At 69.9% G+C, this 23,453-nt stretch carries 23 protein-coding genes and 1 tRNA gene; 12 read left to right on the top strand and 12 right to left on the bottom strand.

Annotated elements, in window-relative coordinates:
- Positions 1-2 precede the first annotated feature (2 nt).
- Positions 3-1,484, top strand: coding sequence for a sensor histidine kinase (locus MLG87_RS07585; protein ID WP_243294600.1), 1,482 nt, complete (start codon positions 3-5; stop codon positions 1,482-1,484).
- An 84-nt stretch (positions 1,485-1,568) separates the two neighbouring features.
- Positions 1,569-2,783, top strand: a complete 1,215-nt coding sequence (locus MLG87_RS07590; protein ID WP_243294601.1) for a DegT/DnrJ/EryC1/StrS family aminotransferase — start codon at positions 1,569-1,571, stop codon at positions 2,781-2,783.
- Positions 2,784-2,810: 27 nt separating this feature from the next.
- Here MLG87_RS07590 and MLG87_RS07595 read toward each other — a convergent pair whose 3' ends face one another.
- The 8 genes from MLG87_RS07595 to MLG87_RS07630 form a co-directional block, all read right to left on the bottom strand.
- Entirely contained in the window at positions 2,811-4,280 is a 1,470-nt protein-coding gene (locus tag MLG87_RS07595) for an HAD-IG family 5'-nucleotidase (protein ID WP_243294602.1), read from the bottom strand.
- 29 nt (positions 4,281-4,309) lie between these two features.
- Entirely contained in the window at positions 4,310-5,650 is a 1,341-nt protein-coding gene (locus MLG87_RS07600; protein ID WP_243294603.1) for an FAD-binding oxidoreductase, read from the bottom strand.
- A 12-nt stretch (positions 5,651-5,662) separates the two neighbouring features.
- Positions 5,663-6,367, bottom strand: a complete 705-nt coding sequence (gene pyrH / locus MLG87_RS07605; RefSeq protein WP_243294604.1) for a UMP kinase — start codon at positions 6,365-6,367, stop codon at positions 5,663-5,665.
- Positions 6,368-6,447: 80 nt separating this feature from the next.
- Positions 6,448-7,098 (bottom strand): translation elongation factor Ts, encoded by a 651-nt coding sequence (gene tsf, locus MLG87_RS07610; RefSeq protein ID WP_243294605.1) that lies wholly within the window; start codon positions 7,096-7,098, stop codon positions 6,448-6,450.
- Positions 7,099-7,186: 88 nt separating this feature from the next.
- Positions 7,187-7,939, bottom strand: a complete 753-nt coding sequence (rpsB, locus tag MLG87_RS07615; RefSeq protein WP_243294606.1) for a 30S ribosomal protein S2 — start codon at positions 7,937-7,939, stop codon at positions 7,187-7,189.
- A gap of 153 nt (positions 7,940-8,092) precedes the next feature.
- Positions 8,093-8,485 carry a 30S ribosomal protein S9 gene (gene rpsI / locus MLG87_RS07620; protein WP_243287186.1) on the bottom strand — a complete coding sequence of 131 codons (393 nt, stop codon included), beginning with the start codon at positions 8,483-8,485 and terminating at the stop codon, positions 8,093-8,095.
- Positions 8,486-8,498: 13 nt separating this feature from the next.
- A complete protein-coding gene (gene rplM / locus MLG87_RS07625; RefSeq protein ID WP_243287185.1) occupies positions 8,499-8,933 on the bottom strand; it encodes a 50S ribosomal protein L13 in 435 nt (144 codons plus the stop codon).
- Between the two features lie 106 nt (positions 8,934-9,039).
- The gene (locus tag MLG87_RS07630) at positions 9,040-10,119 is read right to left on the bottom strand and encodes a hypothetical protein (protein WP_243294607.1); all 1,080 of its coding nucleotides are present in this window, start codon (positions 10,117-10,119) and stop codon (positions 9,040-9,042) included.
- A 118-nt stretch (positions 10,120-10,237) separates the two neighbouring features.
- Here MLG87_RS07630 and MLG87_RS07635 point away from each other — a divergent pair, with 118 nt between their 5' ends.
- Entirely contained in the window at positions 10,238-10,963 is a 726-nt protein-coding gene (locus tag MLG87_RS07635; RefSeq protein WP_243294608.1) for a hypothetical protein, read from the top strand.
- 3 nt (positions 10,964-10,966) lie between these two features.
- Here the strand turns inward: MLG87_RS07635 and MLG87_RS07640 are convergent, their stop codons facing one another.
- Positions 10,967-11,548 (bottom strand): gamma carbonic anhydrase family protein, encoded by a 582-nt coding sequence (locus MLG87_RS07640; RefSeq protein WP_243294609.1) that lies wholly within the window; start codon positions 11,546-11,548, stop codon positions 10,967-10,969.
- 239 nt (positions 11,549-11,787) lie between these two features.
- Positions 11,788-12,741 (bottom strand): YeiH family protein, encoded by a 954-nt coding sequence (locus MLG87_RS07645; RefSeq protein ID WP_243294610.1) that lies wholly within the window; start codon positions 12,739-12,741, stop codon positions 11,788-11,790.
- Between the two features lie 80 nt (positions 12,742-12,821).
- Between MLG87_RS07645 and MLG87_RS07650 the strand changes: the two genes are divergently transcribed.
- The 5 genes from MLG87_RS07650 (at position 12,822) to MLG87_RS07670 (ending at position 16,707) form a co-directional block, all read left to right on the top strand.
- Positions 12,822-13,745, top strand: a complete 924-nt coding sequence (locus tag MLG87_RS07650; RefSeq protein ID WP_243294611.1) for a LysR family transcriptional regulator — start codon at positions 12,822-12,824, stop codon at positions 13,743-13,745.
- Positions 13,746-13,753: 8 nt separating this feature from the next.
- Complete coding sequence (locus MLG87_RS07655) at positions 13,754-14,968, top strand: pyridoxal phosphate-dependent aminotransferase (protein ID WP_243294612.1); 1,215 nt, start codon at positions 13,754-13,756, stop codon at positions 14,966-14,968.
- A 46-nt stretch (positions 14,969-15,014) separates the two neighbouring features.
- Positions 15,015-15,089 (top strand) — tRNA-Val (locus tag MLG87_RS07660).
- A gap of 70 nt (positions 15,090-15,159) precedes the next feature.
- A complete protein-coding gene (gene efp, locus MLG87_RS07665; RefSeq protein ID WP_243287178.1) occupies positions 15,160-15,726 on the top strand; it encodes an elongation factor P in 567 nt (188 codons plus the stop codon).
- Positions 15,727-16,032: 306 nt separating this feature from the next.
- Complete coding sequence (locus MLG87_RS07670) at positions 16,033-16,707, top strand: Crp/Fnr family transcriptional regulator (protein ID WP_243287177.1); 675 nt, start codon at positions 16,033-16,035, stop codon at positions 16,705-16,707.
- A gap of 40 nt (positions 16,708-16,747) precedes the next feature.
- On the opposite strand, the gene MLG87_RS07675 is transcribed toward MLG87_RS07670, so the two are convergent.
- Positions 16,748-17,872 (bottom strand): molybdopterin molybdotransferase MoeA, encoded by a 1,125-nt coding sequence (locus MLG87_RS07675; RefSeq protein WP_243294613.1) that lies wholly within the window; start codon positions 17,870-17,872, stop codon positions 16,748-16,750.
- A gap of 62 nt (positions 17,873-17,934) precedes the next feature.
- On the opposite strand from MLG87_RS07675, the gene MLG87_RS07680 reads away from it, so the two are divergent.
- The 4 genes from MLG87_RS07680 (at position 17,935) to MLG87_RS07695 (ending at position 21,918) form a co-directional block, all read left to right on the top strand.
- Positions 17,935-19,704, top strand: coding sequence for a sensor histidine kinase (locus MLG87_RS07680; RefSeq protein WP_243294614.1), 1,770 nt, complete (start codon positions 17,935-17,937; stop codon positions 19,702-19,704).
- Positions 19,679-20,311: a response regulator gene (locus MLG87_RS07685; RefSeq protein WP_243294615.1), complete on the top strand. Its 633-nt coding sequence runs from the start codon at positions 19,679-19,681 to the stop codon at positions 20,309-20,311. The genes MLG87_RS07680 and MLG87_RS07685 overlap by 26 nt, the downstream gene beginning before the upstream one ends.
- A gap of 101 nt (positions 20,312-20,412) precedes the next feature.
- Positions 20,413-21,555: a tellurite resistance/C4-dicarboxylate transporter family protein gene (locus MLG87_RS07690; RefSeq protein WP_243294616.1), complete on the top strand. Its 1,143-nt coding sequence runs from the start codon at positions 20,413-20,415 to the stop codon at positions 21,553-21,555.
- A gap of 9 nt (positions 21,556-21,564) precedes the next feature.
- A complete protein-coding gene (locus MLG87_RS07695; protein WP_243294617.1) occupies positions 21,565-21,918 on the top strand; it encodes a hypothetical protein in 354 nt (117 codons plus the stop codon).
- Between the two features lie 25 nt (positions 21,919-21,943).
- Here MLG87_RS07695 and MLG87_RS07700 read toward each other — a convergent pair whose 3' ends face one another.
- Positions 21,944-23,449, bottom strand: coding sequence for an MFS transporter (locus tag MLG87_RS07700; RefSeq protein ID WP_243294618.1), 1,506 nt, complete (start codon positions 23,447-23,449; stop codon positions 21,944-21,946).
- Positions 23,450-23,453: the final 4 nt, after the last annotated feature.

A 23,453-nucleotide genomic window follows, 5' to 3' on the forward strand; every position in this document is an offset into this window, starting at 1 on the left:
CGATGCCCTCCTCATCCCCGCCTTCCGGCCCCAAGCCGACCCCGCCCGCCACGAGGACGGACTCCGGGGGCAAGTCCGCGCCCCTCGGCTCGGCCACGGGTTCCGGGCCCAAGCATGCCCCCGCGAGCCAGGCCCCGCGGCCCCAGGGCGCGGAGCTGCTGGCGGAGCTGATGCAGGCCCAGCGGCAGTTCACCGTCGCCATGCACGAGGTGCGTGAGCTGCGCGCCAAGCTGAACCGCCGGTCGCATCAGATGCAGGTTCTCCAGCACGTATCCGAGATCCTGGCCGCCACCTCCAAGGGAGGGCAGGTGGTCAGCGTGGTCCTCGATGTGCTGGTGCAGGAATTCCGCTGCCCCCGCGCCGTGGTGTGGACGCTGGAGGACGGGGGCTCCAGCTACCTGCCCAAGGAGGCGGCCGGGCTCACCCGCACCGAGTGGTCGGAGATGCGGCTCCCCGCCCCGAACCCCTTTCCCGAGATGCCCCTGGTTCTGTTCCAGAGCCAGTGGCTGGACAAGCCCTGCGGCGGGGCCACCCTGGCGCCGCTTCGGGGGCCCGATGGCGCCCTCCTCTACTTCGTGCCCTTCGAGCATCAGCTCCTCCTCATGGGCTTCGTGATCCTGGCGGTGCCGGCGGACCGGCGCGTGGAGGAGGAGGAACTGGATTCCATCTCCATCCTCCAGCGGCAGACGGCCATCTCCCTCTACAACGCATGGCTGTTCCGGGACCTCTCCGAGCAGCGGGACGCACTGCAGAGCCAGACCCTGGAACTGGAGCGCGTGAATGACGCGCTGCGCGAGGCGGACCAGCTCAAGAGCGAGTTCCTGGCCCTCACCAGCCACGAGCTGCGCACGCCGCTCACGGGCATCCTGGGCTTCACGCGCCTGGTCATGGACGGCCTCTACGACGACGCCGAGGAGATGCGGTCCATGCTCCAGGACAGCTACAGCTCCGGGCAGCACCTCCTGGCCCTGCTGAACGACATCCTCGACCTCGCCAAGATCGAATCGGGACGCCTGGAGGTCCACCCCGAACCCTTCGGCCTCGACCGGCTGCTGGACGAAGTGAAGCCCATCGCGGAGGCCTACCCCCGCAAGCCCGGTGTGGAGCTGGTCTGGCCCGACGCCTCCAGCCTGCCCGAGGTGATGGTGGATCCGAGCCGCCTGAAGCAGGTGCTCCTCAACCTGCTGTCGAACGCCCTGAAGTTCACCAAGGAGGGCAGCGTCGCCGTCCAGGTGGAACGGCGCCCCGGCGTCATCGCCCTCATGGTGGTGGACACGGGCATCGGCGTGAGCCCCGAAGGCCAGGCCCGTCTCTTCCAGAAGTTCGCCCAGGCCGAGGGCGGCCACGCCCGCGAGTACGGCGGCACAGGACTCGGCCTCGTCATCTGCAAGCACCTCATGGGCATGATGGGCGGCACCATCCACCTCCACAGCGAGGGCCTCGGCAAGGGCAGCACCCTGACGATCACGATGCCGATCGCCTAGGACTTGGCGGTCTGGCGGTCTGTGGTCAATCGCAGAGCTTCACTCCGCGATGTGTGAAAATGATCGCTCGTGTACGGAGCCTCCATGTCCTACGTCCGCCGCCTGCACTTCCTCCCCTTCACCCGCCCCATGGTCGGCGAGGAGGAGATCGCGGAGATGATCGACACGATCCACAGCGGATGGATCACCACGGGGCCGAAATCGGCGGCCTTCGAGGAGAAGCTGAAGGCCTACAACGGCGTGCCCCACTGCCTGACGATGAACAGCGCCACCACGGCCCAGGAGATCACCATGCAGGTGCTGAACCTGCAGCCGGGCGACGAGGTCATCACCACCTCGCTGACCTGGGTGAGCACGCTGAGCACGGTGGTGCTGCAGGGTGGCGTGCCGGTGCTGGTGGACATCGACCCGAAAACGCTCAACATCGACCCGGCGAAGCTGGAGGCGGCCATCACGCCCCGCACCAAGGGCATCATTCCCGTGCACCTCACGGGCCTGCCCTGCCCCATGGACGAGATCTGGCGGATCGCGGAGAAGCACGGCCTGTGGGTCATCGAGGACGCGGCCCAGGCCATGGGCGCCCACTACAAGGGCACCAAGATCGGCGGGAACCCCCGCTCGATCATGAGCGTCTACAGCTTCCACCCGAACAAGAACATGACCACGGGCGAGGGCGGCGCCATCGCCTTCTTCAACGACGAGTACGAGAGCCGCATCAAGCGTCTGCGCTTCCACGGCATCGACCGGGACGCCTGGAAGCGCTTCGCCAAGGAGGGCAGCCCCCACACGGAGGTCTACGAGCCCGCCCGCAAGGCCAACTTCATGGACCTCCAGGCCGCCATGGGCCTGCACCAGATCGACAAGCTGGACGGCTTCAACGAGCGACGCGGCGTGCTGTTCCACCGCTACCTGGAGCTGATGAAGGACATGGACGAGGTGATGCTGCCCTGGCCCGGCGACGCCGATCACGGCCACTGCTTCCACCTCTTCGTGCTGCGCATCCACCCCGAGAAGGTGGGCCTCGACCGCGACGCCTTCGTGGCCGCCCTCAAGGAGGAAAACATCGGCACGGGCATCCACTACCGCCCGGCCCACATCCACCCCTGGTACCGGGACTTCTACGCCGCGAACCCGCAGCACCTGCCCCAGGACGGCCTGCCCCGCACCGAATGGAGCGGCGAGCGCCTCATGAGCCTGCCCCTGTGGCCCGGCCTCAGCGAGGCCGACCAGGACCAGACCGTGGGCGCCATCAAGCACGTGATCGCCCAGGCCAAGGGCAAGAGCCGCGTCACTCGCTGAGCTCGGCGCCACACCTGCCGGACGGCCTCACCCCACGCGTTCGTGGGGCAGGGTGGGCACGGGGGCGTATACGGTCATGTGCGGGTCGTACATGTAGAGGTTGGCCACGCGGCCGGTGTAGGCGCAGGCGAACTGCTGGAGCTGGTCGGCGAAGCGGGTCGGCTCGTCCCGGTCCCGGAACATGGGGCCCCAGGTGGGGTTGAAGGCGGCCTCCACGGACTTCGTGAGGGTGTCCAGCTCGAGGCTGTGGATCTCGGCCCGCCGCTGGAGCGCTTCCGCGCTGCTGGCCAGGTGGGCGGCCTCATGGTCCAGGGCGACGGTGGCCTCGGCGCTGAGGCGGGGGCCCAGCACGTGCCGGCGCACCCGGTTGCGCTTCCACTGGTCCATGAGCACGGAGGCCCGGCGGAGCGTGCGGCGGCGGATGGTCTCCAGGCGGAGCATGTCCCGCATGTCGTGGTTCTTCGCCTCCAGCAGCTTGATCTCGTGCTCCAGCTCCGGCACCAGCAGCAGGGTCCGCCAGGAGGCGTTCTTCTTGGACCGGAGCACGTCGCCGTAGATGTGATCGCCCACGTAGAGGATCTGCTCGCCCTCGGCCCCCAGCTGGGCCTCCAGCCAGGTGGCATGGCCACCGGTGAAGCAGCGGGGCTGGCCTTCGATGGCGGCGGGAGGCGGCGTGTCGAGGAAGAAATCCGGCTTCCGGCTGCTCACCACGATCAGGTCGAAGTAGTCGGTCCAGCGGGGCCGGGCTTCGTCCTGGCCGTCCAGCAGGTGGCCCAGGACGCCCGCGGTGAAGCTCCACTCGCTGTTGGTCAGGAGGAAGAGCTTCTTCCCCTCGCGCTTGAGCCGGTCCAGGGCCAGGGCCAGCTGGGGATCCCTCGGGATGAAGAAGTCGCGGTGTTCGAGGATCTCCCCCTTCATCTCGCCGTTCCGGTGGGCGGTGTCGATGGCCCAGCGCACGTCATGGAAGATCTGGAGGTAGTTCCCGGCCTGAAGGATGCCCTGGTCGAAGCCGTCCACCATCCGCGCGTAGAGGTAGCCCTCGGGGATCTCGAACAGCGTGTCGAGGTTGCGGAAGCCCTTGGCGGAGGTGGACAGGCGGCGCCGGCCGTAGACGGCGTCCAGCTCCGGCCGGGGGAGGATCCGGGTGCCGTGGCAGGCGCGGACCACCTGGCGCTCGCGGTTGAGCTTGAGCACGTTGCCGCGCAGTCCGTCCAGCAGCAGGCCGCGCACGGCGAAGGCCGGGTCGTAGCCGATCTCCAGGAGCCACGGCGAGTAGCCGCGGTCCCGCGCCAGCAGGCGCACCGCCTTCTTGAAGGCCAGCTCGTCGATTTCCGGCGCCCGGTAGCGCGCCAGGGTGTGGTCCATGTCGAAGCCGATGGCCCTGATCTCGCCCAGAGGCAGGGTGCGCAGGGCGAAGAGCTTGTGCTCCGGCGGCAGCCGGTCCTCTCCGTCCAGCAGGGGCGGCGCGGCCAGCAGGTCGGGGTCCCAGGCGGTCATGGAGCGAGTCTACTCCCGGGGCCTCTTGATCAGATGACCTTGCCCGGATTGAAGAGGCCGCTGGGATCCAGGGCCTGCTTGAGGGCGCGGAGCGCCCGGATCTGGCCGGGATCGGACAGGGCCAGGAAAGCCTCCCGCTTGGCGAGGCCGATGCCGTGCTCGCCGCTGAGGGTGCCGCCCAGGCTGAGGGCGAGGCGGAAGAGGTCCAGGAGCTGGCCCTCCAGCTGGGCCGGATCGGCGTCGCCGGCGCCCAGCAGGTTCACGTGCAGGTTGCCGTCGCCCAGGTGGCCGTAGGTCACGCTGGGGATGGCCAGGCGCTCCAGGCCCGCGAAGAACTCGCGCAGGCGGCTGCGGGGCACGACGATGTCCTCGCTCACCTTCCTGGGGTGGCGCTCCTTGAGGAAGGCGCTGGTCATGCGGCGCACGGCCCAGATGCCCGCCCGCTGGCGCGCGTCCGAGGCGATCTCCAGGTTCTCCGCCACCGGCCCCAGCAGGTCCATGAGCCCTTCGAGGAAGGCGTCCGAGGTGCAGCCGCGGTCGTCGAACTCCAGGATGGCCAGGGCCTCGCCGGGCAGGCGGCGTGCTTCTTCGGGGCCGTGGGCCCGCAGCTCCGCCAGGACGGCGGGATCGAAGAACTCGAAGGCGCTGGGCAGGTAGCCCGCGCCCACCAGGCGGCCCGGCAGGTCCAGCAGGTCCTCCCAGCGCTTCACGGGCAGCAGCAGGGTGGCGTGCTCCCGGGGCAGGGGGGTGAGGCGCAGGGTGGCGCCCAGGATGAACCCGAAGATGCCCTCGCTGCCGATGAGGAGCTGGCCCAGGGCCGGGCCCGCGTTGGCCTTCACGCTGTGGATGCCGAAGGTGTGGACCTCGCCATCTTCGAGCAGGGCGTCCACGGACAGCACCCAGTGGCGGGTCATGCCGTACTTGCAGGCGTTGGGGCCGCCCGCATTGGTGGCCAAGGTGCCGCCCAGGGCGCAGCTCTCCCAGGAGTTGGGGTCCGGCGGATAGAAGAGGCCCCCGGCGGCGGCCGCGGCCTTCACCTCCCGCAGAGGGGCGCTGACGGGGGCACTGAGACAGAGGTCCTGGGGCGACAGCCGGAGCTCACCGCGCCAAGCCGAGAAGTCCACGACGACGGCCCGTTCCCCCGTGGGCACGCAGCCGCCCGCCTTGCCCGTGCCCGCGCCCCGGGGCACCAGGCCGAAGCCCTCGGCCCTAGCCAGGCGCACCAGCTCCTTCAGAGCGGCGGGGCCCCTGGGCAGCACCACGGCCAAGGGCAGGCTTCCCTGCACGTGGGATTCGTCGCGGCGATAGGGCTCCAGCGCCTCCGGATCCGCGAGGACCGTGGCATCGGGAAGGTTCGGGAACCGGGCCATGTCTTCGGGCGGTCAGGAGACCAGCGTGCCCACGGCCTCGCCCTGCACGGCGGCCACGAGGTTGCCGGGCTTGTTCATGTCGAACACGAGGATGGGCAGCTTGTTCTCCATGCAGAGCGCGATGGCGGAGGCGTCCATGACCCGCAGGCCCTTCTCCAGCACGTCCTGGAAGCAGATGTGGTCGAAGCGGGTGGCGGTGGGGTCCTGCTTGGGGTCGGCGGTGTAGACGCCGTCCACGTTGGTGGCCTTCATCACCACCTCGGCGGCGATCTCGTTGCCGCGGAGGGCGGCGGCGGTGTCGGTGCTGAAGTACGGATTGCCCGTGCCGGCGCCGAAGATCACCACGCGGCCCTTCTCCAGGTGGCGGGTGGCCCGGCGGCGGATGTAGCTCTCGGCCACCTTGGGCATCTCCAGGCCGGACAGGGTGCGGGTGTGCACGCCTTTGTGCTCCAGTGCGTCCTGGAGGGCCAGGGCGTTGATCATGGTGGCCAGCATGCCCATGTGGTCGGCGGTGGTGCGGTCCATGCCCTTGGTGGCCCCAGCCACGCCGCGGAAGATGTTGCCGCCTCCGATGACGAGGCCCACCTCCACGCCCAGCTCCCGGATGGCCTTGACCTGGTCGGCGATCATGTTGACCACCGCGGGATCGATGCCGTACTTCTGCTCGCCCATGAGGGCTTCGCCGGAGAGTTTGAGGAGGATGCGCTTGAACTTCATGGGGACTCCGATCCGGGTGGGGGCGTACCTACAAAAGGGGCGGCCGGAACGGCCGCCCCTTTTGTAGCAGGAAAAAGAACCTACTTGGCGGCGGCGACTTCGGCGGCGAAGTTCTCGCTGCGCTTCTCGAGGCCCTCGCCCATGATGTACTTCGTGAAGCGGCGGACGCTGAGCTTCTCGCCGATCTCCGCGGTCTTCTGGGACAGGTACTGCTGCACCGTGAGGTCGGGGTTCATGATGAAGGGCTGCTCGAGGAGGCAGACCTCCTTGAAGATGCTGTTCATCTTGCCCTCGACGATCTTCTCGACGATGTTCTGGGGCTTGCCGGTGGCCAGGGCCTGCTCGGTGGCGATGCGCTTCTCGGTGTCGAGGAAGTCCTGGGTGACCTCGTCCTTGGTGACGAAGCGGGGCGCGGGGTCGGCGGCCGCGATGTGCATCGCGATCTCCTTCACCAGGCGCTGGAAGGCCTCGTTGCGGGCCACGAAGTCGGTCTCGGAGTTCACTTCCACCAGCACGCCCACGCGGCCGCCGGGGTGGATGTAGGCCTCCACGATGCCTTCGGCGGCGATGCGGTCGGCCTTCTTGGCGGAGGCGGCGAGGCCCTTCTTGCGCAGCCACTCGACGGCCTGCTCCATGTCGCCGTTGTTCTCCTCCAGCGCCTTCTTGCAGTCCATCATGCCGAGGCCGGTCTTCTCGCGCAGGTTCTTCACGTCATTGGCGGTGAATGCCATGTCATCTCCTGGAATCGGGTGGGGTCTTCAGACCATCAGCCATCAGCGGGCGGGCCCTCTGATGGCTGACGAATGGGGCGGAGAGGGACTAGCCCTCGACTTCCATCTTTTCGGCCATCATCTTCTTCATCTCGTCGCTGTCGCCCTTGTCACGGAAGGACTGGCGGCCCTCGAGGATGGAGTCGGCCACTCGCTCGGAGAAGAGCAGGATGGAGCGGATGGCGTCGTCATTGGCGGGGATCACGTAGTCGACCATGTCGGGGTCGCAGTTGGTGTCCACGATGCCCACGACCTTGATGCCCAGCTTCTTGGCCTCGGTGACGGCGATGTCCTCGCGATGGGGATCGATGACGAAGAGCACGTCAGGCAGCGAGCGCATGTCGCGGATGCCGTGGAACGCGGCCTCCAGCTTGAGGCGCTGACGGTCGAGGTTCAGCAGCTCCTTCTTGGAGAGCATCGCCGTGCGGGCGGGATCCGCCAGGGTGGCTTCGATCTCGCGGAACTTCTCGAGGCTCTTCTTGATGGTGGCGAAGTTGGTCAGCATGCCGCCCAGCCAGCGGTTGTTGACGTAGAAGGCGCCGCAGCGGCCGGCCTGCTCGGCGATGAGCTCCTGGGCCTGGGGCTTCGTGGCCACGAAGAGGAAGTTCTTCCCCTCGCTGGCGGCCTTGGTCAGGAAGTTCGCGGCGGAGTTCCAGAGGCGCAGGGTCTTCTGGAGGTCGATGATGTAGATGCTGTTGCGGGCCCCGAAGATGTACTTCTTCATCTTGGGGTTCCAGCGCTTGGTCTGGTGCCCGAAGTGGGCACCGGCCTCGAGGAGTTCCTTCATCTGGATGGCAGCCATGCTGGCCTCCCTGGTCAAGCGGCGGTAGGGGTGAAGGCGCCGCGGGTGGGATGAAAGGCTCGGGGTTGGATCCCTTCGCCCGAATCGCCCACGGCATCCCGTGGACCGGAAAAACGGAAGGGGGACCCGAAGATCCCCCTTCCAGAGAAACGACTAGCGCTTGCTGAACTGGAAGCGGCGACGGGCGGCCTTGCGACCGGGCTTCTTGCGCTCCTTCATGCGGGGGTCGCGGGTCAGGAGGCCGGCGCCGCGCAGGAGGGACTTCAGCTGCTCGTTGTAGCCCAGCAGGGCGCGGGAGATGCCCATGCGGATGGCCGAGGCCTGGCCGGCGGGGCCGCCGCCGACGACGCTGATGACCATGTCGAACTTGCCGTCGAGGTCGGCCAGCACCAGGGGCTGGTGGACCATCATGCGGAGCACGGCGTTCGGGAAGTAGCTCTCGAGGCTGCGGCCGTTGACGGTGATCTTGCCGGTGCCGGGGCGGAGGAAGGCGCGGGCGGCCGCGCTCTTGCGGCGACCGGTTCCGTAGTTCTGGGAAATGGCCATGGGGTCCTCGCCTCTACTTCTGGATGGTCAGGATCTGGGGCTGCTGGGCGGCCTGCTCGTGCTCGGGGCCGGCATAGACCTTCAGCTTGCGGTACATCGCCCGGCCGAGGGGGCCCTTGGGCAGCATGCCCTTGACCGCGCTCTCGATGATGCGCTCGGGGTAGGTGGCCTTCATCACCTCGGCCTTGACCTCCTTCATGGAGCCAGGCTGGGTGGTGGTGCGGCGGTAGAACTTCTGCACGCCCTTCTTGCCGGTCAGGACGGCCTTCTCGGCGTTGATGACGACGACATGGTCGCCGGTGTCGAGGAAGGGGGTCCAGGTCGGCTTGTTCTTGCCGGAGAGGACATCCGCCACGGCGGTGCTCAGGCGGCCCACGGGAATGCCGGTGGCATCCACCAGGAACCACTGGCGCTTCAGATCATCGGCTTTCGGGAAGTACGTGCTCATGGCCTGCTCCGGGATCACATCGGGCTGCGAAGACACCACCCTACGGGCGGCGAGTCCACAGAAGGGAAAGCTTATCGTTGGAGGCCGGTGGGGTCAAGCCGGGATTTCAGCCCTGGGGCGCGGCCAAACGCCACAGCTCCTGCGCGATGCGCGAGGCACCCAGTCCGTCCACCAGGGCCATGCCGTCGCGGACCTGCTCCTGGCGGTTGTCCTGGCCCTCGGGACCCAGCCATTGCGTCAGCGCCTCCCGCACGATGCCGAGGTCGGCCTCGGGACCCACGCCCAGGTCGAAGCACCCGTTCGCCATGGCCAGGTCCGCCAGGATGCCGTGCTGCCGATCATTCTGGCCCCAGACCGTGGCGGGGACGCCCATGCAGAGGGCCTCGGCCAGGGTCACGCCGGCCGAGCACCAGATGGCGTCGTGGTCCTGGATGCGCCGGGTGAGGGCCGGCAGGCTCCTGGCCACGGTGCAGCCCGGGAAGGGGTCGCCCTGGATGCCGTTGGGGGCCAGCAGGGTGCAGGCGCCGTGCCAGCGGTCCTCGGAGGCCAGCCTGGCCAGGGTGTCGAAGGCCTTCTGCGCCAGGTTCGGGCCGTCGCTGCCGCCAAAGGTGACCAGCAGCTTGTGGACGGCCAGGGGCTGGAGGGGCATCCGCTTAGGACGCAGCTCCAGCGCGGCCTTGTCCACCACGATGAAGTTGGCGCCGCGCACCACGCGGCAGGCGCCGGAGGTGGTCTCGTAGGGCCGGACCTTGCGCCCATCCACCACCTTCACGGGGTGGTCCGCCCAGTGGACACCCTCCAGAAAGGGCTGGAAGAGCAGGTCCGCCACCTCATGGGCATCCGTGTCGTCCTCCATGACGGCCACCCTCAGGGGACGCAGGGCCTGGAGGAACTCGGTGCTGGTGTCCCACTGGTCCACGAGTGCCACGGCGGCGCGGGCCTTCAGCTCCGCCGGCAGGGGCGCGTGGATCGCCTCGCCCAGGTAGATCGCCTCGCAGGGCAGGGCCTGGTCCAGGAAGGGGTGCCGGCCGCCGCCCACCCGGCGGGCGCGATCATCCCCCGAGGCGGCGATGCAGGCGGCGCCCCCGAGGGCGCGCCAGGCCTCCTGCAGGGCGATGGCGCGGGCCACGTGCCCCAGCCCGAGGCGCAGATCGGCGTGGACGCGGAGGATCAGCAGGGGGGACATGATCCCGAGAGTCTAGCCCAGCCTGTCAATGGGCGGGAGGGACGATCTTCCGGATCGCTCCGCCTTCTGGGAAGCCCCGTCTTCTGGGAAGCTGGAGGCATCCCCATTGGAGATGCCCATGTCCGACGCCTTCCCGACGTCCGCGCTCGTTCCTGCCCCCGGCGCCCAGGCCGCCAAGGTCTGCGGCATCCTCTCCATCATCTTCGCCCTCACCTGCGTGGGCCTCCCCGTGGCGCTCATCCTGGGCATCGTGGCCCTGGTGCAGCAGGCCAAGGCGAAGCGGCTGGCCAAGGCCGACCCCCAGAGCTACGTGCCCGTCCCCTCCACGGGCCTGGTCACGGGCATCATCGGCCTCGTGCTGGCCGCGCTGATGCTGCCCGTCATGGGCATGGCAGCCGCCTTCGCCATCCCCGCCGTGGTGCTCCAGAGGGAGCTGGTTCGGGAGAAGGCCGTCCAGCACCACCTCGACCTGGCGAAAGCCAAGGCAGAGGCCGCCGTGCTGGCCTGGCAGGCCCGGAATCCGAACCAGCCCGTGCCCCAGGACACCCTCGTCCGGGACCTCCTCGGGGATCCGGAACTGGTGGCCCTGAAGAATCCCTTCGATCCCCAGAGCCCGGCCTTCCTGGGCGGCGAGACCGGCCCCGGCGGCGCGGTGATGATCCACCCGGATCACCTCGAGGAAGGGGGCGTCACCATCTGGTCGGTGAAGTTCCGGGCCGAGATTCCGCGGCGGAACGAGCAGCGCGTGCTGACGGGCGAGGTCGTCACCCACACCCAGGAGCAGGTGCAGGGCCGCACCGAGGATGGCTGGGAGGTGGTGAACCCGCCGGCGGCCCAGAACTGAGGGTCAGGGAAAAGGGTGGCCCTCGGCGAATCCAGGCCGGGGGTCGGGGATCGACGGCGCCTCCGCCACGGGCCAGCCGTCGGCGAAGTAGGCCTCCTTGTAGCGCACGTAGCGGGTCCAGACGCTGGCCACGAGCTCGCGCTGCGTCTCGCTGAGGGGGCCCTTCACCCGGGCGGGCCAGCCGGCCACCAGGCTGTGGGGGGGCGCCTGGAGGCCCTCGCGCACCAGGCTGCCCGCGGCCACGAGGCAGCCCTCCCCGATCTCGGCGCCGTCCATGATCGTCGTGCTCATGCCGATGAGGGCGCCCTTCCGGATGGTGCAGCCGTGCAGCATCACGTTGTGGGCGATGCTCACCTCCTCCTCGATGAGCAGGGGCCACTTCCCATTGGTGACATGCAGGCAGCAGGCGTCCTGGATGTTGGTGCGGGCGCCGATGCGGATCCAGTTCACGTCGCCGCGGAGGACGCAGTTGAACCAGATGCTGGCGTCGTCGCCGATGGCCACGTCACCCAGCACCAGCGCGCTGTCCGCCAGGAACACCCGCGAGCCGAGCTTGGGAACCATGCCTTGGAAGGGGCGGATCATGGACACCTCGAAAAGCCAGACCTGCATTATCGGGCTCACATGGATGGATGAAAGGCTGGAACCGCGAAAGGCGCGAATCGCCCTTCGGGCGCGCGAAGGGTGTTTCCAACGGCTCTGGGAAGGGCAGCAAGGGATGACATGAGTGAATCAGGGCGCCTGCGTGCTCTTCATTCGCCCACAAGGCGCCTTCGTGAACTTCGCGGGAGCTTTCGATTTTTTCGCGTCTTTCGCGGTTGCTTTCATCCCACCGTCAGCCACCCCAGCTTCACCGCCCCCAGGCCCAGCAATCCCACGATCAGCCAGAGCACCAGCCCCTGGAGGAAGGGGCGGAGGCCCACGCTGCGCAGGGCCTCGCGGCTGAGGCCGGCGCCGATGAGGAACAGGGTCAGCACCAGGACGCGCCGGGCGGCCGCGGCCACCAGGTGGCCCGGCACCTGGAGGGCGGGCACGAAGGTGACGAGGGCGGCCATGGCCAGGAAGCCGGCGATGAACCAGGGCTTCTTCACCGGCGGGGCGTCGGCGGAGGCGGGCTCGCGGCGGGCCATGACCCAGCCGATGCCGAAGGTGAGTGGCACGATCCACAGGGCCCGGGCCAGCTTCACGGTGGTGGCCACCTCCAGGGCCCGGGGGCCGTAGGCGAGCCCGGCGCCCACCACGGAGCTGGTGTCGTGGATGGCCAGGGCCGACCAGAGGCCGAAGGCGTCCTGGCCCAGTCCGGCCGCGTGGCCCAGGGGCGGGAAGATCACGAGGGCCGCGGCGTTGAGCAGGAAGACCGTGGCCAGGGCCACGGAGATGCCGTGGTCCCTGGCGCGGATTACCGGGGCCACCGCCGCGATGGCGCTGCCGCCGCAGATGGCGGTGCCCACGGAGATCAGCAGGCCGGTCTCGCTGTCCACCTTCAGCGTCCGCGCCAGCCAGAGGCCCAGGGCCAGCACCAGGGCCAGGCTCAGGGCCGTGTAGCCGAGGCCGTGCAGGCCCGCCTTGGCCACCGCCCGCAGGTTCATGTCCGCGCCCAGGCCGATGACCGCCAGGGGCAGCAGCCGGTGGGTCCACCGGCGGGTGAGGTTGGCCGCGGGATTGCCAAGGGTGAGGGCCAGCGCGGCGCCACCCACCAGGGCCGCCGCGGCGGGGGTGAAGGGGGCCAGGGCCAGGAGGGCGCCGAGGGGAAGGAGGAGGGAGGCGAGGTGCTTCATGGGGATTGAAGGTAGGCCCATTCGATCCAAAAAAATAATAGTCATAATGAATGGCTCATCAGAAAAGTGGATGGACCCCGATGCGTGATGACCTCGACCCCCGACGCCTGGAGACGTTCCGGGTGGTGGCCCAGGCGGGCCGGATCTCCGCGGCCGCCAGCCTTCTGAACCTGTCGCAGCCGGCCGTGACGGCCCAGATCCGGCAGCTGGAGGCGGATCTGGGCCGCTCCCTCTTCACCCGGCACGCTTCCGGGGTTCAGCTCACCGAGACGGGCCGCCTCCTGGCGGACTATGCCCGGCGGGTCCATCGCCTGCTGGAAGAGGCGGTGGAGCGGCTCCAGGCCGAAGAGCAGCCCGCCGGGGAATTGCGTCTGGGCGCGAGCACCACCGCCGCCGCCTACATCCTTCCCCCGGTGCTCCAGGCCTTTGCCGTCAGCCACCGGCCCGCTCCGCTGGTCCTGGAGGTGGGCAACACGGACGAGGTGCTCGCCTGGGTGCGGGAGGGGCGCGTCCCCCTGGCCCTGGTGGAGGGGCTCACGCGGGCTCCCGGGCTGTCCCTGCAGCCCTACCTGAAGGACGAGCTAGTGGCGGTCCGGGCGGCCCGGGCGCCGGATCCGCTGAAGGCCGTGCGCACCGCGGCGGACTTGGCCGGGGTTCCGCTCATCTGGCGCGAGCCGGGCTCGGGCACGCGGGTGGTGGTGGAGCGCGCCCTGCGGAGGACGCGGCGGATCCAGGGTCCCCGGGCCACAGACTTGGTGGTGGGAGATACCGAGGCCATCAAGTCCTGCGTCCTGCTGGGGCTCGGCATCGGCTTCCTTTCCCGCTGGAGCATCCAGCGGGAGCTGCAGCGGGGGACTCTCGAGGTGATCCCCCTCCCGGACCTGAGCATCCCCCGGACTTTTTCATGGGCCCAGGTAGGCGGGGGGCTCGCGGGCCAAGCCGCGGCCTTCCTGCGCCATGCCCTGGCGCATCCTCCCGCGCCGTCCGGGGGGCCGGGACGGTAGGCTAGAGCATGACTGAGCAGCTCATCCCCACCCGGCGCGACTTTCCCGCGGACGATCCCATCTTCGCCTTGAACGCCGAGGCCCAGGCGCGGAAGGCGGCGGGCGAGTCCATTCTCAACGCCACCGTGGGCGTCCTGCTGGACGAGGCCGGACAGCTGGTGGTGCATGAGACGGTGATGGACCTGTGGCGGGGTCTGGGCGCCATGGACGTGGCCCCCTACGCGCCCATCGCCGGCGATCCGGCCTTCCTGAAGGCCCTGGTCCAGCGGTACTGGCCCGCCCTCGACGGCGCGGGCGCGGCCTGCGCCACCCCGGGTGGCAGCGGCGCCCTGTCCCTCTCCCTGCGGAACTTCCTGGAGCCGGGCCAGGCGCTCCTCACCACGGCGCCCTACTGGGGCCCCTATGCCACCATGGCGGGCGAGAACGGCATGCGGGTGGAGACGGCCCCCTGGCCGGCGGCGGGACAGGCGCTGGACGCGGCGGCCTGGGACCAGGCCCTGCGGGCCCAGATGAAATCCCAGGGCCGGGTCATGGTCTGGCTCAACGATCCCTGCCACAACCCCTCGGGGCGCAGCCTGTCCGCCGCGGACCGCGCGGCGCTGGCGGGGCTCCTCCGCGACGCGTCGGCCCTGGGGCCCGTCACCCTGATCCTGGATCTGGCCTACCTGGACTACACCCGCGAGCCCGAGGCCGTGGGGGCGGCCCTGAAGGACTATGCGGCCCTGGGCTCCGAGGGCCGGGTGCTGGCGGGGGCCGCCATGTCCCTCTCCAAGGCCATGACCCTCTATGGCGGCCGCGGCGGCGCGCTGGCCTTCCCCTGGTGCGACGATCCGGCCCTGCAGGCCGCGCTGACCCAGTCCAGCCGGGGCACCTGGTCCAACTGTCCCCGGGCCCCCCAGTCCCTGCTCCTGCGCCTGGCGCGGGACGGCAAGGCCCAGGCGCGGCTGGCGGCGGAGCACCGCCACTGGTCCGAGGTGATGGCCGCCCGCGCCCAGGCCCTGGATGCGGCCCTGGAGGCCGAAGGCATGGCACCCTTCCGCTGGACCGGAGGGTTCTTCGTCACGGCCCCCGCGGCGGATCCGGACGCGGCCTGCGAGGGCCTGAAGGCCGAGGGCGTGTTCACGGTGCCGCTGCCGGAGGGACTGCGCGTGGGCCTGTGCTCCATGCGGAGGGACGAGGCCCCCCGGCTCGCCCAGGCGCTGCGGAAGGTGGCCGCCCGCTGATCTGGGCTTGGAAACGGGCGGATCCTGGGTTATTCTGGTCGACCGCGGGCGTATAACTCAGCGGTAGAGTGCTACCTTCACACGGTAGAAGTCCCAGGTTCGAATCCTGGTACGCCCACCACCCAAAGGCCCTGATCGCGATCGGGGCCTTTCTTCTTCCCAGCCGTCCCACATCCCCCCGGGAGTCTCCCATGCCCTTCATCAACGCCACCCAGGTCCGCGCCGGGATGATCGTCAACTTCGAGAACGAGCTCTGCCGCGTCATCAGCGTCGAGCACCAGACGCCCGGCAACCTGCCGGCCCGCGTGGTGGTGAAGATGAAGCGCCTGAAGGACGGCATCAACCGCGAGAACCGCTTCGGCAGCGCCGACAAGGTGGACAAGGCCAGCCTCGAGCAGCACATGCTTGAGTACCTCTACGAGGACGGCGACCACCTCGTTTTCATGAACAACGAGACCTACGAGCAGATGGACGTGAGCAAGGAGCTCCTGGGCGACGACCTGGTCTTCCTCGAGCCCAACATGCAGGTGGAGATCGAGTTCTACGAGGGCCAGCCCATGGGCGCCACCCTGCCCGCCAGCGTGGTGCTGGAGATCGTCGAGACCGATCCCGTCATGAAGAACGCCAACGCCACCGGTTCCTACAAGCCCGCCAAGCTGAACAACGGCATCACCGTGGGCGTGCCCCCCTACATGGAAGCCGGGCAGAAGATCCGCGTGAACACGGTGGACCGCACCTTTATGGAGCGGGTGAAGTAGGCACCGACCCCTTCAGGGGAGAGGCCTTGCGTATCGCCGGAGGCGATACCAAGAAGATCCGCGTGAACACGGTGGATCGCACCTTCATGGAGCGGGTGAAGTAGACGCATTCTCATCGATCAGGTTATTTGGTGCTCCAGAGGCCCCGGTAGGCAGATGCCGCCGGGGCCTTGTTCTACGTGATTTTCGCCAGACGAAATTCCAACCTCGCGGTAAAGTACTGGTCGCTTGGTACCCGTTTGCGTGACCAGGATCACAATCCGATGGAAATGTGCGATAACTGACTTAGTGCCTCGGTGGAGCCCCATGCCTCAAGCAGTCCTCAACCTGAGAAGGATCGAGTTCCTGGCTGGGCTGCCGATGAACGCTGCCGAAGAGCTGGCCAGCATCGCGGAGATGCGGCGGTTCCCTGACGGCGCCCGGGTCTACACCCAGGGCGACCAGGTGCCGGGCGTCTACGTGGTGGTGAAGGGTGGCCTCAAGGTCTTCCGCACGGACGGCCGCGGCCGGGTCCAGGTGCTCCAGTTCCTCAAGGTCGGGGACTGCGTGGGCGAGGTGGCCGTGTTCGACGGCGCGTCCATCGCCTCCAGCGCCGAATCCCACGGGGAGACGGAGTGCTGGCTCATCCCCTCCGCGCCCCTGCGTCAGATCGTCCACCGCCACCCCGAGGTGGCCGAGATGCTCATCCACCACTTCGCCGCCAAGGTGCGCCACCTGGTGACCCTGGTGGAGACCCTCAGCCTGCACAGCGTGCCCGAGCGCGTGGCCCAGCTCCTGCTGGAGGCCCACGAATCCCATCCCATGCGGTCCCTGGTGGAGTTCCAGGAGACCCAGGAGGACCTGGCCCAGTGCATCGGCGCCAGCCGCGAGGCCTTCAGCCGTGCCCTGCGTCTGCTGACGGACCTGGGCCTCATCCAGAGCACCTTCCCGGTGGTGCGGATCCTGGACCTGGGGAAGCTGCAGCGGTACGCCAAGGGCTGAGCCGCGCTCCAAAAACGCCGCGCGTTTTTGAAGATAGGGGCTACACCACCGTCAGGTAGCGGACCTTGGCCCCCGCCTCTTCGCCGGGGGCCTCGATCCACGCGAAGGCATCGGCCCGGGCGAGGGTGACGAGGTCGGCGGAACCCTTGCCGGGCAGGGGGTGGAGCTGACCCTCCGCGAGGCAGCAGGGATGCAGCAGGGGGCGATCGCCCTTGTGGCGCACCGCGCCGGCCAGGCGGCCGTGGCGCCAGGGATCCGGCAGGGCGCGGCCCTCCAGCTTCGCCAGCGCCACAGGGAGGAACAGCAGGGCGTTGAGGTAGGCCGACACGGGATTGCCCGGCAGGCCCAGCACCAGCAGGTCCCCGAGCTGGGCCGCCAGCATGGGCTTGCCCGGCTTCAGGCGGATCTTGTGGAAGAGGATGGTCGCGCCGAGATCCTTCAGCACCGCGGGCAGGTGATCGTGCTCGCCCATGCTCACGCCACCGGAGGTCAGGAGGATGCGGGCGCCGCCGGGGGTCCGCAGGGCCGCGGCCAGGGCCTCGGGATCGTCGGGCAGGGCGGGTCGGCGCTCGACCTCCGCGCCCAGGGCATGGGCCAGGGCGGCCAGCATGGGGCCGTTGGAATCCCGGATCTGGTGCGGCCGGGGATCGTCCACCAGCTCGTCGCCAGTGGACGCCACGGCCACGCGGGTCCGCGCCGGGAGCGGGATGGGCTGGCCCACCCAGGCCCGCAGGGCCGCGCGGGCCACGTTCTGCGGGGTCCCCGCGGGCAGCAGGAGGTCCCCGGCCCGCGCCTGGCCGCCCCGGCGTCGCACATGGTCGCCGGCTTCGACGCCGGCCTGGGGATGGATGAGGCCGGCCTCCTCGCGCAGTTGCTCCACGGGCAGGATGGCGTCCGCGCCCGCGGGCAGGGCCGCGCCGGTCATGATGCGCACCGCGGTGCCGGGGGTGATCGTGAAGGCCGCCGGGTCATCCCCGGCGTAGAGGGTGCCCAGCAGCCGGCGCGGGGCTCGGCCATCCTCGGAGCGGAGCGCCACGCCATCCATGGCCGCCAGGTCCGTGGCGGGATCATCCCGATCCGCCCGCACTTCCGGAAAGGCGGGCGAAGGCAGAGCCGCCGCGAGACGGGCGAGGGCTTCATCGAGGGGCAGCAGGAGGTCGGCCATCCTGAAATCCTGTCATAGGTTCCAGAGCCCGGCCTACGATAGGCGAAAGGACCCCCCGTTTCATGACCTGGTTCCCGGCCTCTCTTCGGACGCTTCGACTCCACCTGCCCCTGCTGGCCCTGGCGGCCACCCTGCCCACCTTCCTGCTCGTGCTGCTGCTGGCCAGTCGAGAGCGGAGCGGGGCCCTCCGGCACGCCGAGGCCGAGGCTCGCATGGTGGCGGGGATCGCCACGCGGGAGCACGCCGACCAGGTGCTCGGGGCCCAGCGGCTGCTGCGCCAGCTCGGCGACGGCGAGAGGCGCGAGGACATCCGGCCCCTCCTCCCGGGCCTCCTGAAGGCCAACCCCGCCCTCGCCAACCTCGGCCTCCTGGACGCGGGAGGCCGGCTGGTCTACAGCGTGGTCCCCCCCGTGGGCCGGGTGGACATGAGGGAGGAGCCGGCCTTCCAGGGCGCCCTGGCCAAGCCGGGCGTGGCGATCGGCCGCTACCGCATCGGCGAGGTCGTCCACCGCCCCATCCTCATCCTGGCCACGGCCCTGGCGGGGAGCAGCGAGGTGCTCTATGCAGCCCTCGACCTGGCCTGGCTCGAGAACCTGGGGCCCCAGGCCCAGCTCCCCGCCGGGACGGCGCTCTACATCGCGGATCGGGCCGGAGGGGTGCTGGCCCGGGGCGGCGAGGCGGCCGGAGGGCCAGCGGTGGGCCAGCGGCTGCCCGCCTGGGAGCGCATGGCCGGGCGCGGGCAGGGCATGACGGAAGCGGTCATGCCCAACGGGAGGAAGCGCCTGTTCGTCGCCGCCTCCCTGCCCGAGGTGCCCGACCTCTTCGTGGCGGTGGGCCTCCCGGAAGCTGCCGTGCTCCAGGAGGCCAACCTCGCCTTCCAGCGCACCCTGGTGGTGCTGGCCCTGCTCCTGCTCCTCACGGTGCTGGGCTCCCTGGTGGCGGCGGACATCTCCGTGCTGCGGGACCTCCGCCTCCTGGCGGGCGCCACGCGCCGCTTCGGGGCCGGGGACCTCCAGGCCCGAGCCCCGCGGCCGGCCACGCGCGGGGAAATCCAGGACCTGGCGGCGGCCTTCAACGGCATGGCCGAGACCCTGGCGCGCAAGCACGACGAGGCCCAGGAGGCCCAGGCGCAGCTCCGGGCCCTCTCGCGCCGCCTCCAGGCCGCGCGGGAGGAGGAGGGTGCCCGGATCTCCCGGGAACTCCACGACCAGCTGGGCCAGGACCTCACCGCCCTCAAGCTCGCCGTGGGGGCCCTGCGGCTCAAGGCCCAGGTCCCGGAAGCCGGACCTCAGACCCGGGACCTGTCGCGCTGGTGCGACGAGGCGGGTACTCAGATCGACGCCGCCATCGATTCCGTCCGCCGGATCGCGGGCGAATTGCGGCCCAGCGTCCTGGACCGCCTGGGCCTGCTGCCGGCCCTGGAGTGGCTCGCCGGGGAGTTCCAGCGCCGCAGCGGTGTCGCCTGCCGGGTGCGGGCGGAGGGGCTGGAGGGCGCCCTGAGCCCGGAGCAGGCCACGGCCTTCTTCCGCATCACCCAGGAGGCCCTCACCAACGTGGCCCGGCACGCCGGGGCGAAGGCCGTGGAGATCGCGCTCAAGGTGGACGAGGCCCAGGCCGAACTCTGCATCCGGGACGACGGGCGCGGATTCGGGGACGCCGGGCCGGGCGACCACCTGGGCATCCTCGGCATGGAGGAGCGGATCGGCCTCCTCGGGGGGCGCCTGCAGCTGGGGCGGGCGCCGCAGGGGGGCGCCGAACTGTGCGCGATCCTCCCCCGTGGCATCCTGCCAGGGGAGGACGGAGGCCATGTGGCGCATCCTGCTGGCGGATGATCATGCCCTGCTGCGGTCGGGTCTGCGGCGCATCCTGGAGGAGGCCCTTCCCGGCGTGCAGGTGGGCGAGGCGGGCACCGCGGAAGAGGCGCTGGCTGCCCTGCCGGACGGGGCCTGGGATCTGCTGATCCTGGACATCTCCATGCCCGGGCGGAGCGGCCTGGACATCCTCCCGGACCTCAAGGCCCTGCAGCCCAACCTCCCGATTGTGGTGCTCTCCATGTTCGGCGAGCAGCAGTTCGCCATCCGCGCCCTGAAGGCCGGCGCCTCGGCCTACCTCACCAAGGAACGCGCCCCCGAAGAGCTGATCCAGGCGGTCCGCACGGTGCTCGGCGGCCGGCGGTACATCGGCGCCTCCCTGGCGGAGGCCCTGGCGGCCCATGTCTCCATGGACCGGGAGGGCGCACCCCACGAGCGGCTCAGTCCCCGCGAGTTCGAGGTGCTGCGGCTCATCGCGGCAGCGAAGACGGCCAGCGAGATCGCAGAGGAGCTGGGCCTGAGCGTGAAGACCGTGAGCACCTACCGGGCCCGCATCCTGGAGAAGATGCAGCTCTCCACCAACGCCGAACTCATGCAGTACGCCCTGCGGCACGGCCTGGTGGAGTAGGGCCGCCCGCGGACTGTAGGACGGACACCGACACGGTTCTTCCGCCCGGCCCGCTACCGCGCCCCTGAGCGGCGCCGGATGCTGGGGAGCGGAGGAATCCCATGGCGACGGCCCATCCCAGCCGGGTGACGCAAGCGAGCCTGCTGCGGGTCTGCGCCAGAGAGGCCCGGGAAGGGCTCGCGCGGCTGAACCCCGCCTACTTTTCGCTGGTGATGGCCACGGGCATCCTCGGGACCGCCTGCCACCTGCTGGGCATCCCCCTCCTTCCGAAGCTCCTCCTCTGGGTCAACCTGCCGGCCTACGGCCTCCTGTGGCTCCTCACGCTCCTGCGGCTGGTCCTCCAGCCCCGGGCCTTCGCGTCGGACTGGGCGGACCACGGCCGGGGACCGGGCTTCTTCACCACGGTGGCGGCCACCAGCGTGGTGGGCGTCCAGCTGCTGGCGACCCACCGCTTCGAGGCGGCGGTGCCGCCCCTCTGGTGGCTGGCGCTGGCCCTCTGGGGCGGATGCATCTACGGCGTCTTCGCGGCTCTCACCGTCAAGGAGGGGAAGCCCGGCCTCGCGGAGGGCATCAATGGCGGCTGGCTCTCCGCCGTGGTGGCGACGCAGTCCGTGGCGGTGCTGGGCGCGCTGGCGGGCCCGCGCCTGGGCCTGGACCCGGAGCTGCTGGACCTCCTCCTCGCGAGCTTCTGGCTCATGGGAGGCATGCTCTACATCTGGATGATCTCCCTGATCTTCTACCGCTACACCTTCTTCCGGTTCCAGCCCACGGACCTCCTGCCGCCCTACTGGATCAACATGGGCGCCATGGCCATCTCCACCCTGGCGGGGGCGCTGCTCGTCCGCCGGGCGGAGGGTTCCGCCCTGCTGGCCGGCCTCCTGCCCTTCCTGAAGGGGTTCACGCTGCTGTTCTGGGCCACGGCGACCTGGTGGATCCCCATGCTGGCGGTGCTGGGCGTCTGGCGCTACTTCATGCGCCGGATCCCGCTCCTCTACGATCCCCTCTATTGGGGGGCCGTGTTCCCCATGGCCATGTATACCTTGGCCACCTGGCGGCTGGCGGAGGCCTTCCGGCTCCCGGCCCTCGCCGCCGTGCCCCGGGCCTTCGTCGCTTTGGCCCTCACCACCTGGATGCTCACCTTCCTCGGGCTCGTCCTCAGCCTGCTGCGGGGGCTGCTCCGCCTCCTGAGGCGGCAGGCCCGCCCGTCTGGGGCCCGGCTCCAGCCCTCACCTTCCCATTCCTAGGAGGCTCCCATGCCCGGCCGACACACCCATGCCCTCAAGCACTCCGACACCCTGGCCCTTGCCCAGGAATCCCAGCGGGCCGTGGCCCGCGTCCGCGAGCGCGGTCGCCGCTGGATCCTCACAGGCTGGGCCATCAGCCTGGTGGGCGTCTTCCTCTACTGCCGGGCCCTCTTCGCCGCGGAGGCGGACGGGGACCTGGCCACCCTGCTGAGCCACACGGGCGTCTCGGGCTGGGCGGCCCTGTTCCTCATCGCCATCGGCGTGGTGTTCTGGCTGTCGGGGAACCTCGTGTACCTGAAGGACGCGCTGGACTCCCAGGAGACGGGCCCGGACGGGAAACCCAAAGACCACGGGACGCTCTAGGTGCTCCAGATGCGGCCGCGGGTGCTCAGCAGCGCACCTCGGCATCCTTCCGCACGTAGTACCACCAGTTCAGGGCGAGGCAGAGCACGTAGAAGGCGGCAAAGCCGTAGAGGGCATTCTCCACGGTGACGGCGCCGGGCCTGATCTGGCTCTTGAAGACCGTGGGGATGATGAAGCTGCCGTAGGCCGCGGCCGCACCGGTCCACCCCAGGACGGGGCCGGCGAACTGGGGCTCGAAGATGAAGGGGACCATCTGGAAGGTGCTGCCGTTGCCGATGCCGCTGCCGAGGAACAGCAGCATGAAGCTGGCCATGAAGGCCGCGAAGTGGACCGCGGGGTCGGGCGCGGCGACCGCGGCCTTCACGAAGTGGGCCACCAGGAGGGCGCCCAGGATCTGGATCACGGTGGACCACTGGGTGACCACGCTGCCCCGCAGCTTGTCCGAGAGCCAGCCGCCCACCGGGCGGATCAGGCTGCCGAGCAGGGGGCCCAGGAAGGCGTAGGCCGAGGGGTCCTTCTTGAACACGATCTTGATGAGCAGCGGGAAGGAGGCGCTGTACCCGATGAAGCTGCCGAAGGTCATGATGTAGAGCACGGTCATGATCCAGTTGTGCTTCATGCGGAAGATGGCGAACTGGCGGCCGAGGCTGGCCTTCACCTTGCCGGGGAAGAGCTTCATGGCCCCGAGGCACAGCGCCACCACCAGCAGCACCAGGCCCAGCTGGAGCCCCAGGGGCAGGGCGGGGTTCTTCACGAGGATCCAGGCCCCGACGCCGCTGACCGCCAAGCCCACGGCCTGGAGGGCCAGGATGCGCCCCACGGCCGCGCCGGTGGGCTCGCTGTCGTGGGCCGGCAGGTTGTTCATGCCGAACCAGGAGGCCGCGGTGAAGACCACCAGCAGGGGGACCCACACCAGGGCGCCGTTCTGGATGTAGAGCGCCTTCCCGGCGGCGGTGAGGTGCGGCGCCCCCGCGAGGCCGCCGAAGAGGGCCCCGGCCATCACCACGGGCACGAGGAACTGCATCACGGACACGCCCAGGTTGCCGATGCCGGCGTTGAGGCCCAGGGCCAGCCCCGCGAGGCGCTTGGGGAAGAAGCCGGTGATGTTGGACATGGAGGACGAGAAGTTGCCGCCGCCCACGCCGGACAGCACCGCCAGGGCCGCGAAGGTGGCGAAGGGCGTGCTCCGGTCCTGGAGGGCGATGCCGGCGCCCAGGGCCGGGGCGATGAGGAGGGCCGTGGTGATGCCCACCACATTGCGTCCGCCCGCGAGGGCCACGAGGAAGCTGCTGGGGATGCGGAGGGTCGCGCCCGCCAGGCCCGCGATGCCCACGATGGTGAAGAGCTGGGCGTCGGTGAAGGGGAAGCCCGCGTCCTTCATCTTGGCGGTGAGGATGCTCCAGAACATCCAGACGCTGAAGGCGCACAGGAGGCTGGGCACGGAGCAGGTCAGGTTCCGCCAGGCGATCCGGCTGGCGCCGGCGCGCCAGGACTGGGCGTCCTCGGGTTTCCATTCGGTGAGCTTGGCCATGGGG

It is taken from the genome of Geothrix mesophila (genome assembly GCF_022808835.1).
Taxonomy (GTDB): Bacteria; Acidobacteriota; Holophagae; order Holophagales; family Holophagaceae; genus Geothrix; species Geothrix paludis.

Excerpts from the sequence above, each read along its gene's own strand:
- MLG87_RS07690 (WP_243294616.1), top strand. The coding sequence starts at position 20,413 with ATGGCGACGGCCCATCCCAGCCGGGTGACGCAAGCGAGCCTGCTGCGG.
- efp (WP_243287178.1), top strand. The coding sequence starts at position 15,160 with ATGCCCTTCATCAACGCCACCCAGGTCCGCGCCGGGATGATCGTCAAC.
- MLG87_RS07635 (WP_243294608.1), top strand. The coding sequence starts at position 10,238 with ATGTCCGACGCCTTCCCGACGTCCGCGCTCGTTCCTGCCCCCGGCGCC.
- MLG87_RS07655 (WP_243294612.1), top strand. The coding sequence starts at position 13,754 with ATGACTGAGCAGCTCATCCCCACCCGGCGCGACTTTCCCGCGGACGAT.
- rplM (WP_243287185.1), bottom strand. The coding sequence starts at position 8,933 with ATGAGCACGTACTTCCCGAAAGCCGATGATCTGAAGCGCCAGTGGTTC.
- MLG87_RS07700 (WP_243294618.1), bottom strand. The coding sequence starts at position 23,449 with ATGGCCAAGCTCACCGAATGGAAACCCGAGGACGCCCAGTCCTGGCGC.
- MLG87_RS07600 (WP_243294603.1), bottom strand. The coding sequence starts at position 5,650 with ATGGCCCGGTTCCCGAACCTTCCCGATGCCACGGTCCTCGCGGATCCG.
- tsf (WP_243294605.1), bottom strand. The coding sequence starts at position 7,098 with ATGGCATTCACCGCCAATGACGTGAAGAACCTGCGCGAGAAGACCGGC.
- MLG87_RS07645 (WP_243294610.1), bottom strand. The coding sequence starts at position 12,741 with ATGAAGCACCTCGCCTCCCTCCTCCTTCCCCTCGGCGCCCTCCTGGCC.
- rpsB (WP_243294606.1), bottom strand. The coding sequence starts at position 7,939 with ATGGCTGCCATCCAGATGAAGGAACTCCTCGAGGCCGGTGCCCACTTC.
- MLG87_RS07585 (WP_243294600.1), top strand. The coding sequence starts at position 3 with ATGCCCTCCTCATCCCCGCCTTCCGGCCCCAAGCCGACCCCGCCCGCC.
- rpsI (WP_243287186.1), bottom strand. The coding sequence starts at position 8,485 with ATGGCCATTTCCCAGAACTACGGAACCGGTCGCCGCAAGAGCGCGGCC.
- MLG87_RS07640 (WP_243294609.1), bottom strand. The coding sequence starts at position 11,548 with ATGATCCGCCCCTTCCAAGGCATGGTTCCCAAGCTCGGCTCGCGGGTG.
- MLG87_RS07595 (WP_243294602.1), bottom strand. The coding sequence starts at position 4,280 with ATGACCGCCTGGGACCCCGACCTGCTGGCCGCGCCGCCCCTGCTGGAC.
- MLG87_RS07650 (WP_243294611.1), top strand. The coding sequence starts at position 12,822 with ATGCGTGATGACCTCGACCCCCGACGCCTGGAGACGTTCCGGGTGGTG.
- pyrH (WP_243294604.1), bottom strand. The coding sequence starts at position 6,367 with ATGAAGTTCAAGCGCATCCTCCTCAAACTCTCCGGCGAAGCCCTCATG.
- MLG87_RS07685 (WP_243294615.1), top strand. The coding sequence starts at position 19,679 with ATGTGGCGCATCCTGCTGGCGGATGATCATGCCCTGCTGCGGTCGGGT.
- MLG87_RS07695 (WP_243294617.1), top strand. The coding sequence starts at position 21,565 with ATGCCCGGCCGACACACCCATGCCCTCAAGCACTCCGACACCCTGGCC.
- MLG87_RS07680 (WP_243294614.1), top strand. The coding sequence starts at position 17,935 with ATGACCTGGTTCCCGGCCTCTCTTCGGACGCTTCGACTCCACCTGCCC.
- MLG87_RS07590 (WP_243294601.1), top strand. The coding sequence starts at position 1,569 with ATGTCCTACGTCCGCCGCCTGCACTTCCTCCCCTTCACCCGCCCCATG.
- MLG87_RS07670 (WP_243287177.1), top strand. The coding sequence starts at position 16,033 with ATGCCTCAAGCAGTCCTCAACCTGAGAAGGATCGAGTTCCTGGCTGGG.
- MLG87_RS07675 (WP_243294613.1), bottom strand. The coding sequence starts at position 17,872 with ATGGCCGACCTCCTGCTGCCCCTCGATGAAGCCCTCGCCCGTCTCGCG.
- MLG87_RS07630 (WP_243294607.1), bottom strand. The coding sequence starts at position 10,119 with ATGTCCCCCCTGCTGATCCTCCGCGTCCACGCCGATCTGCGCCTCGGG.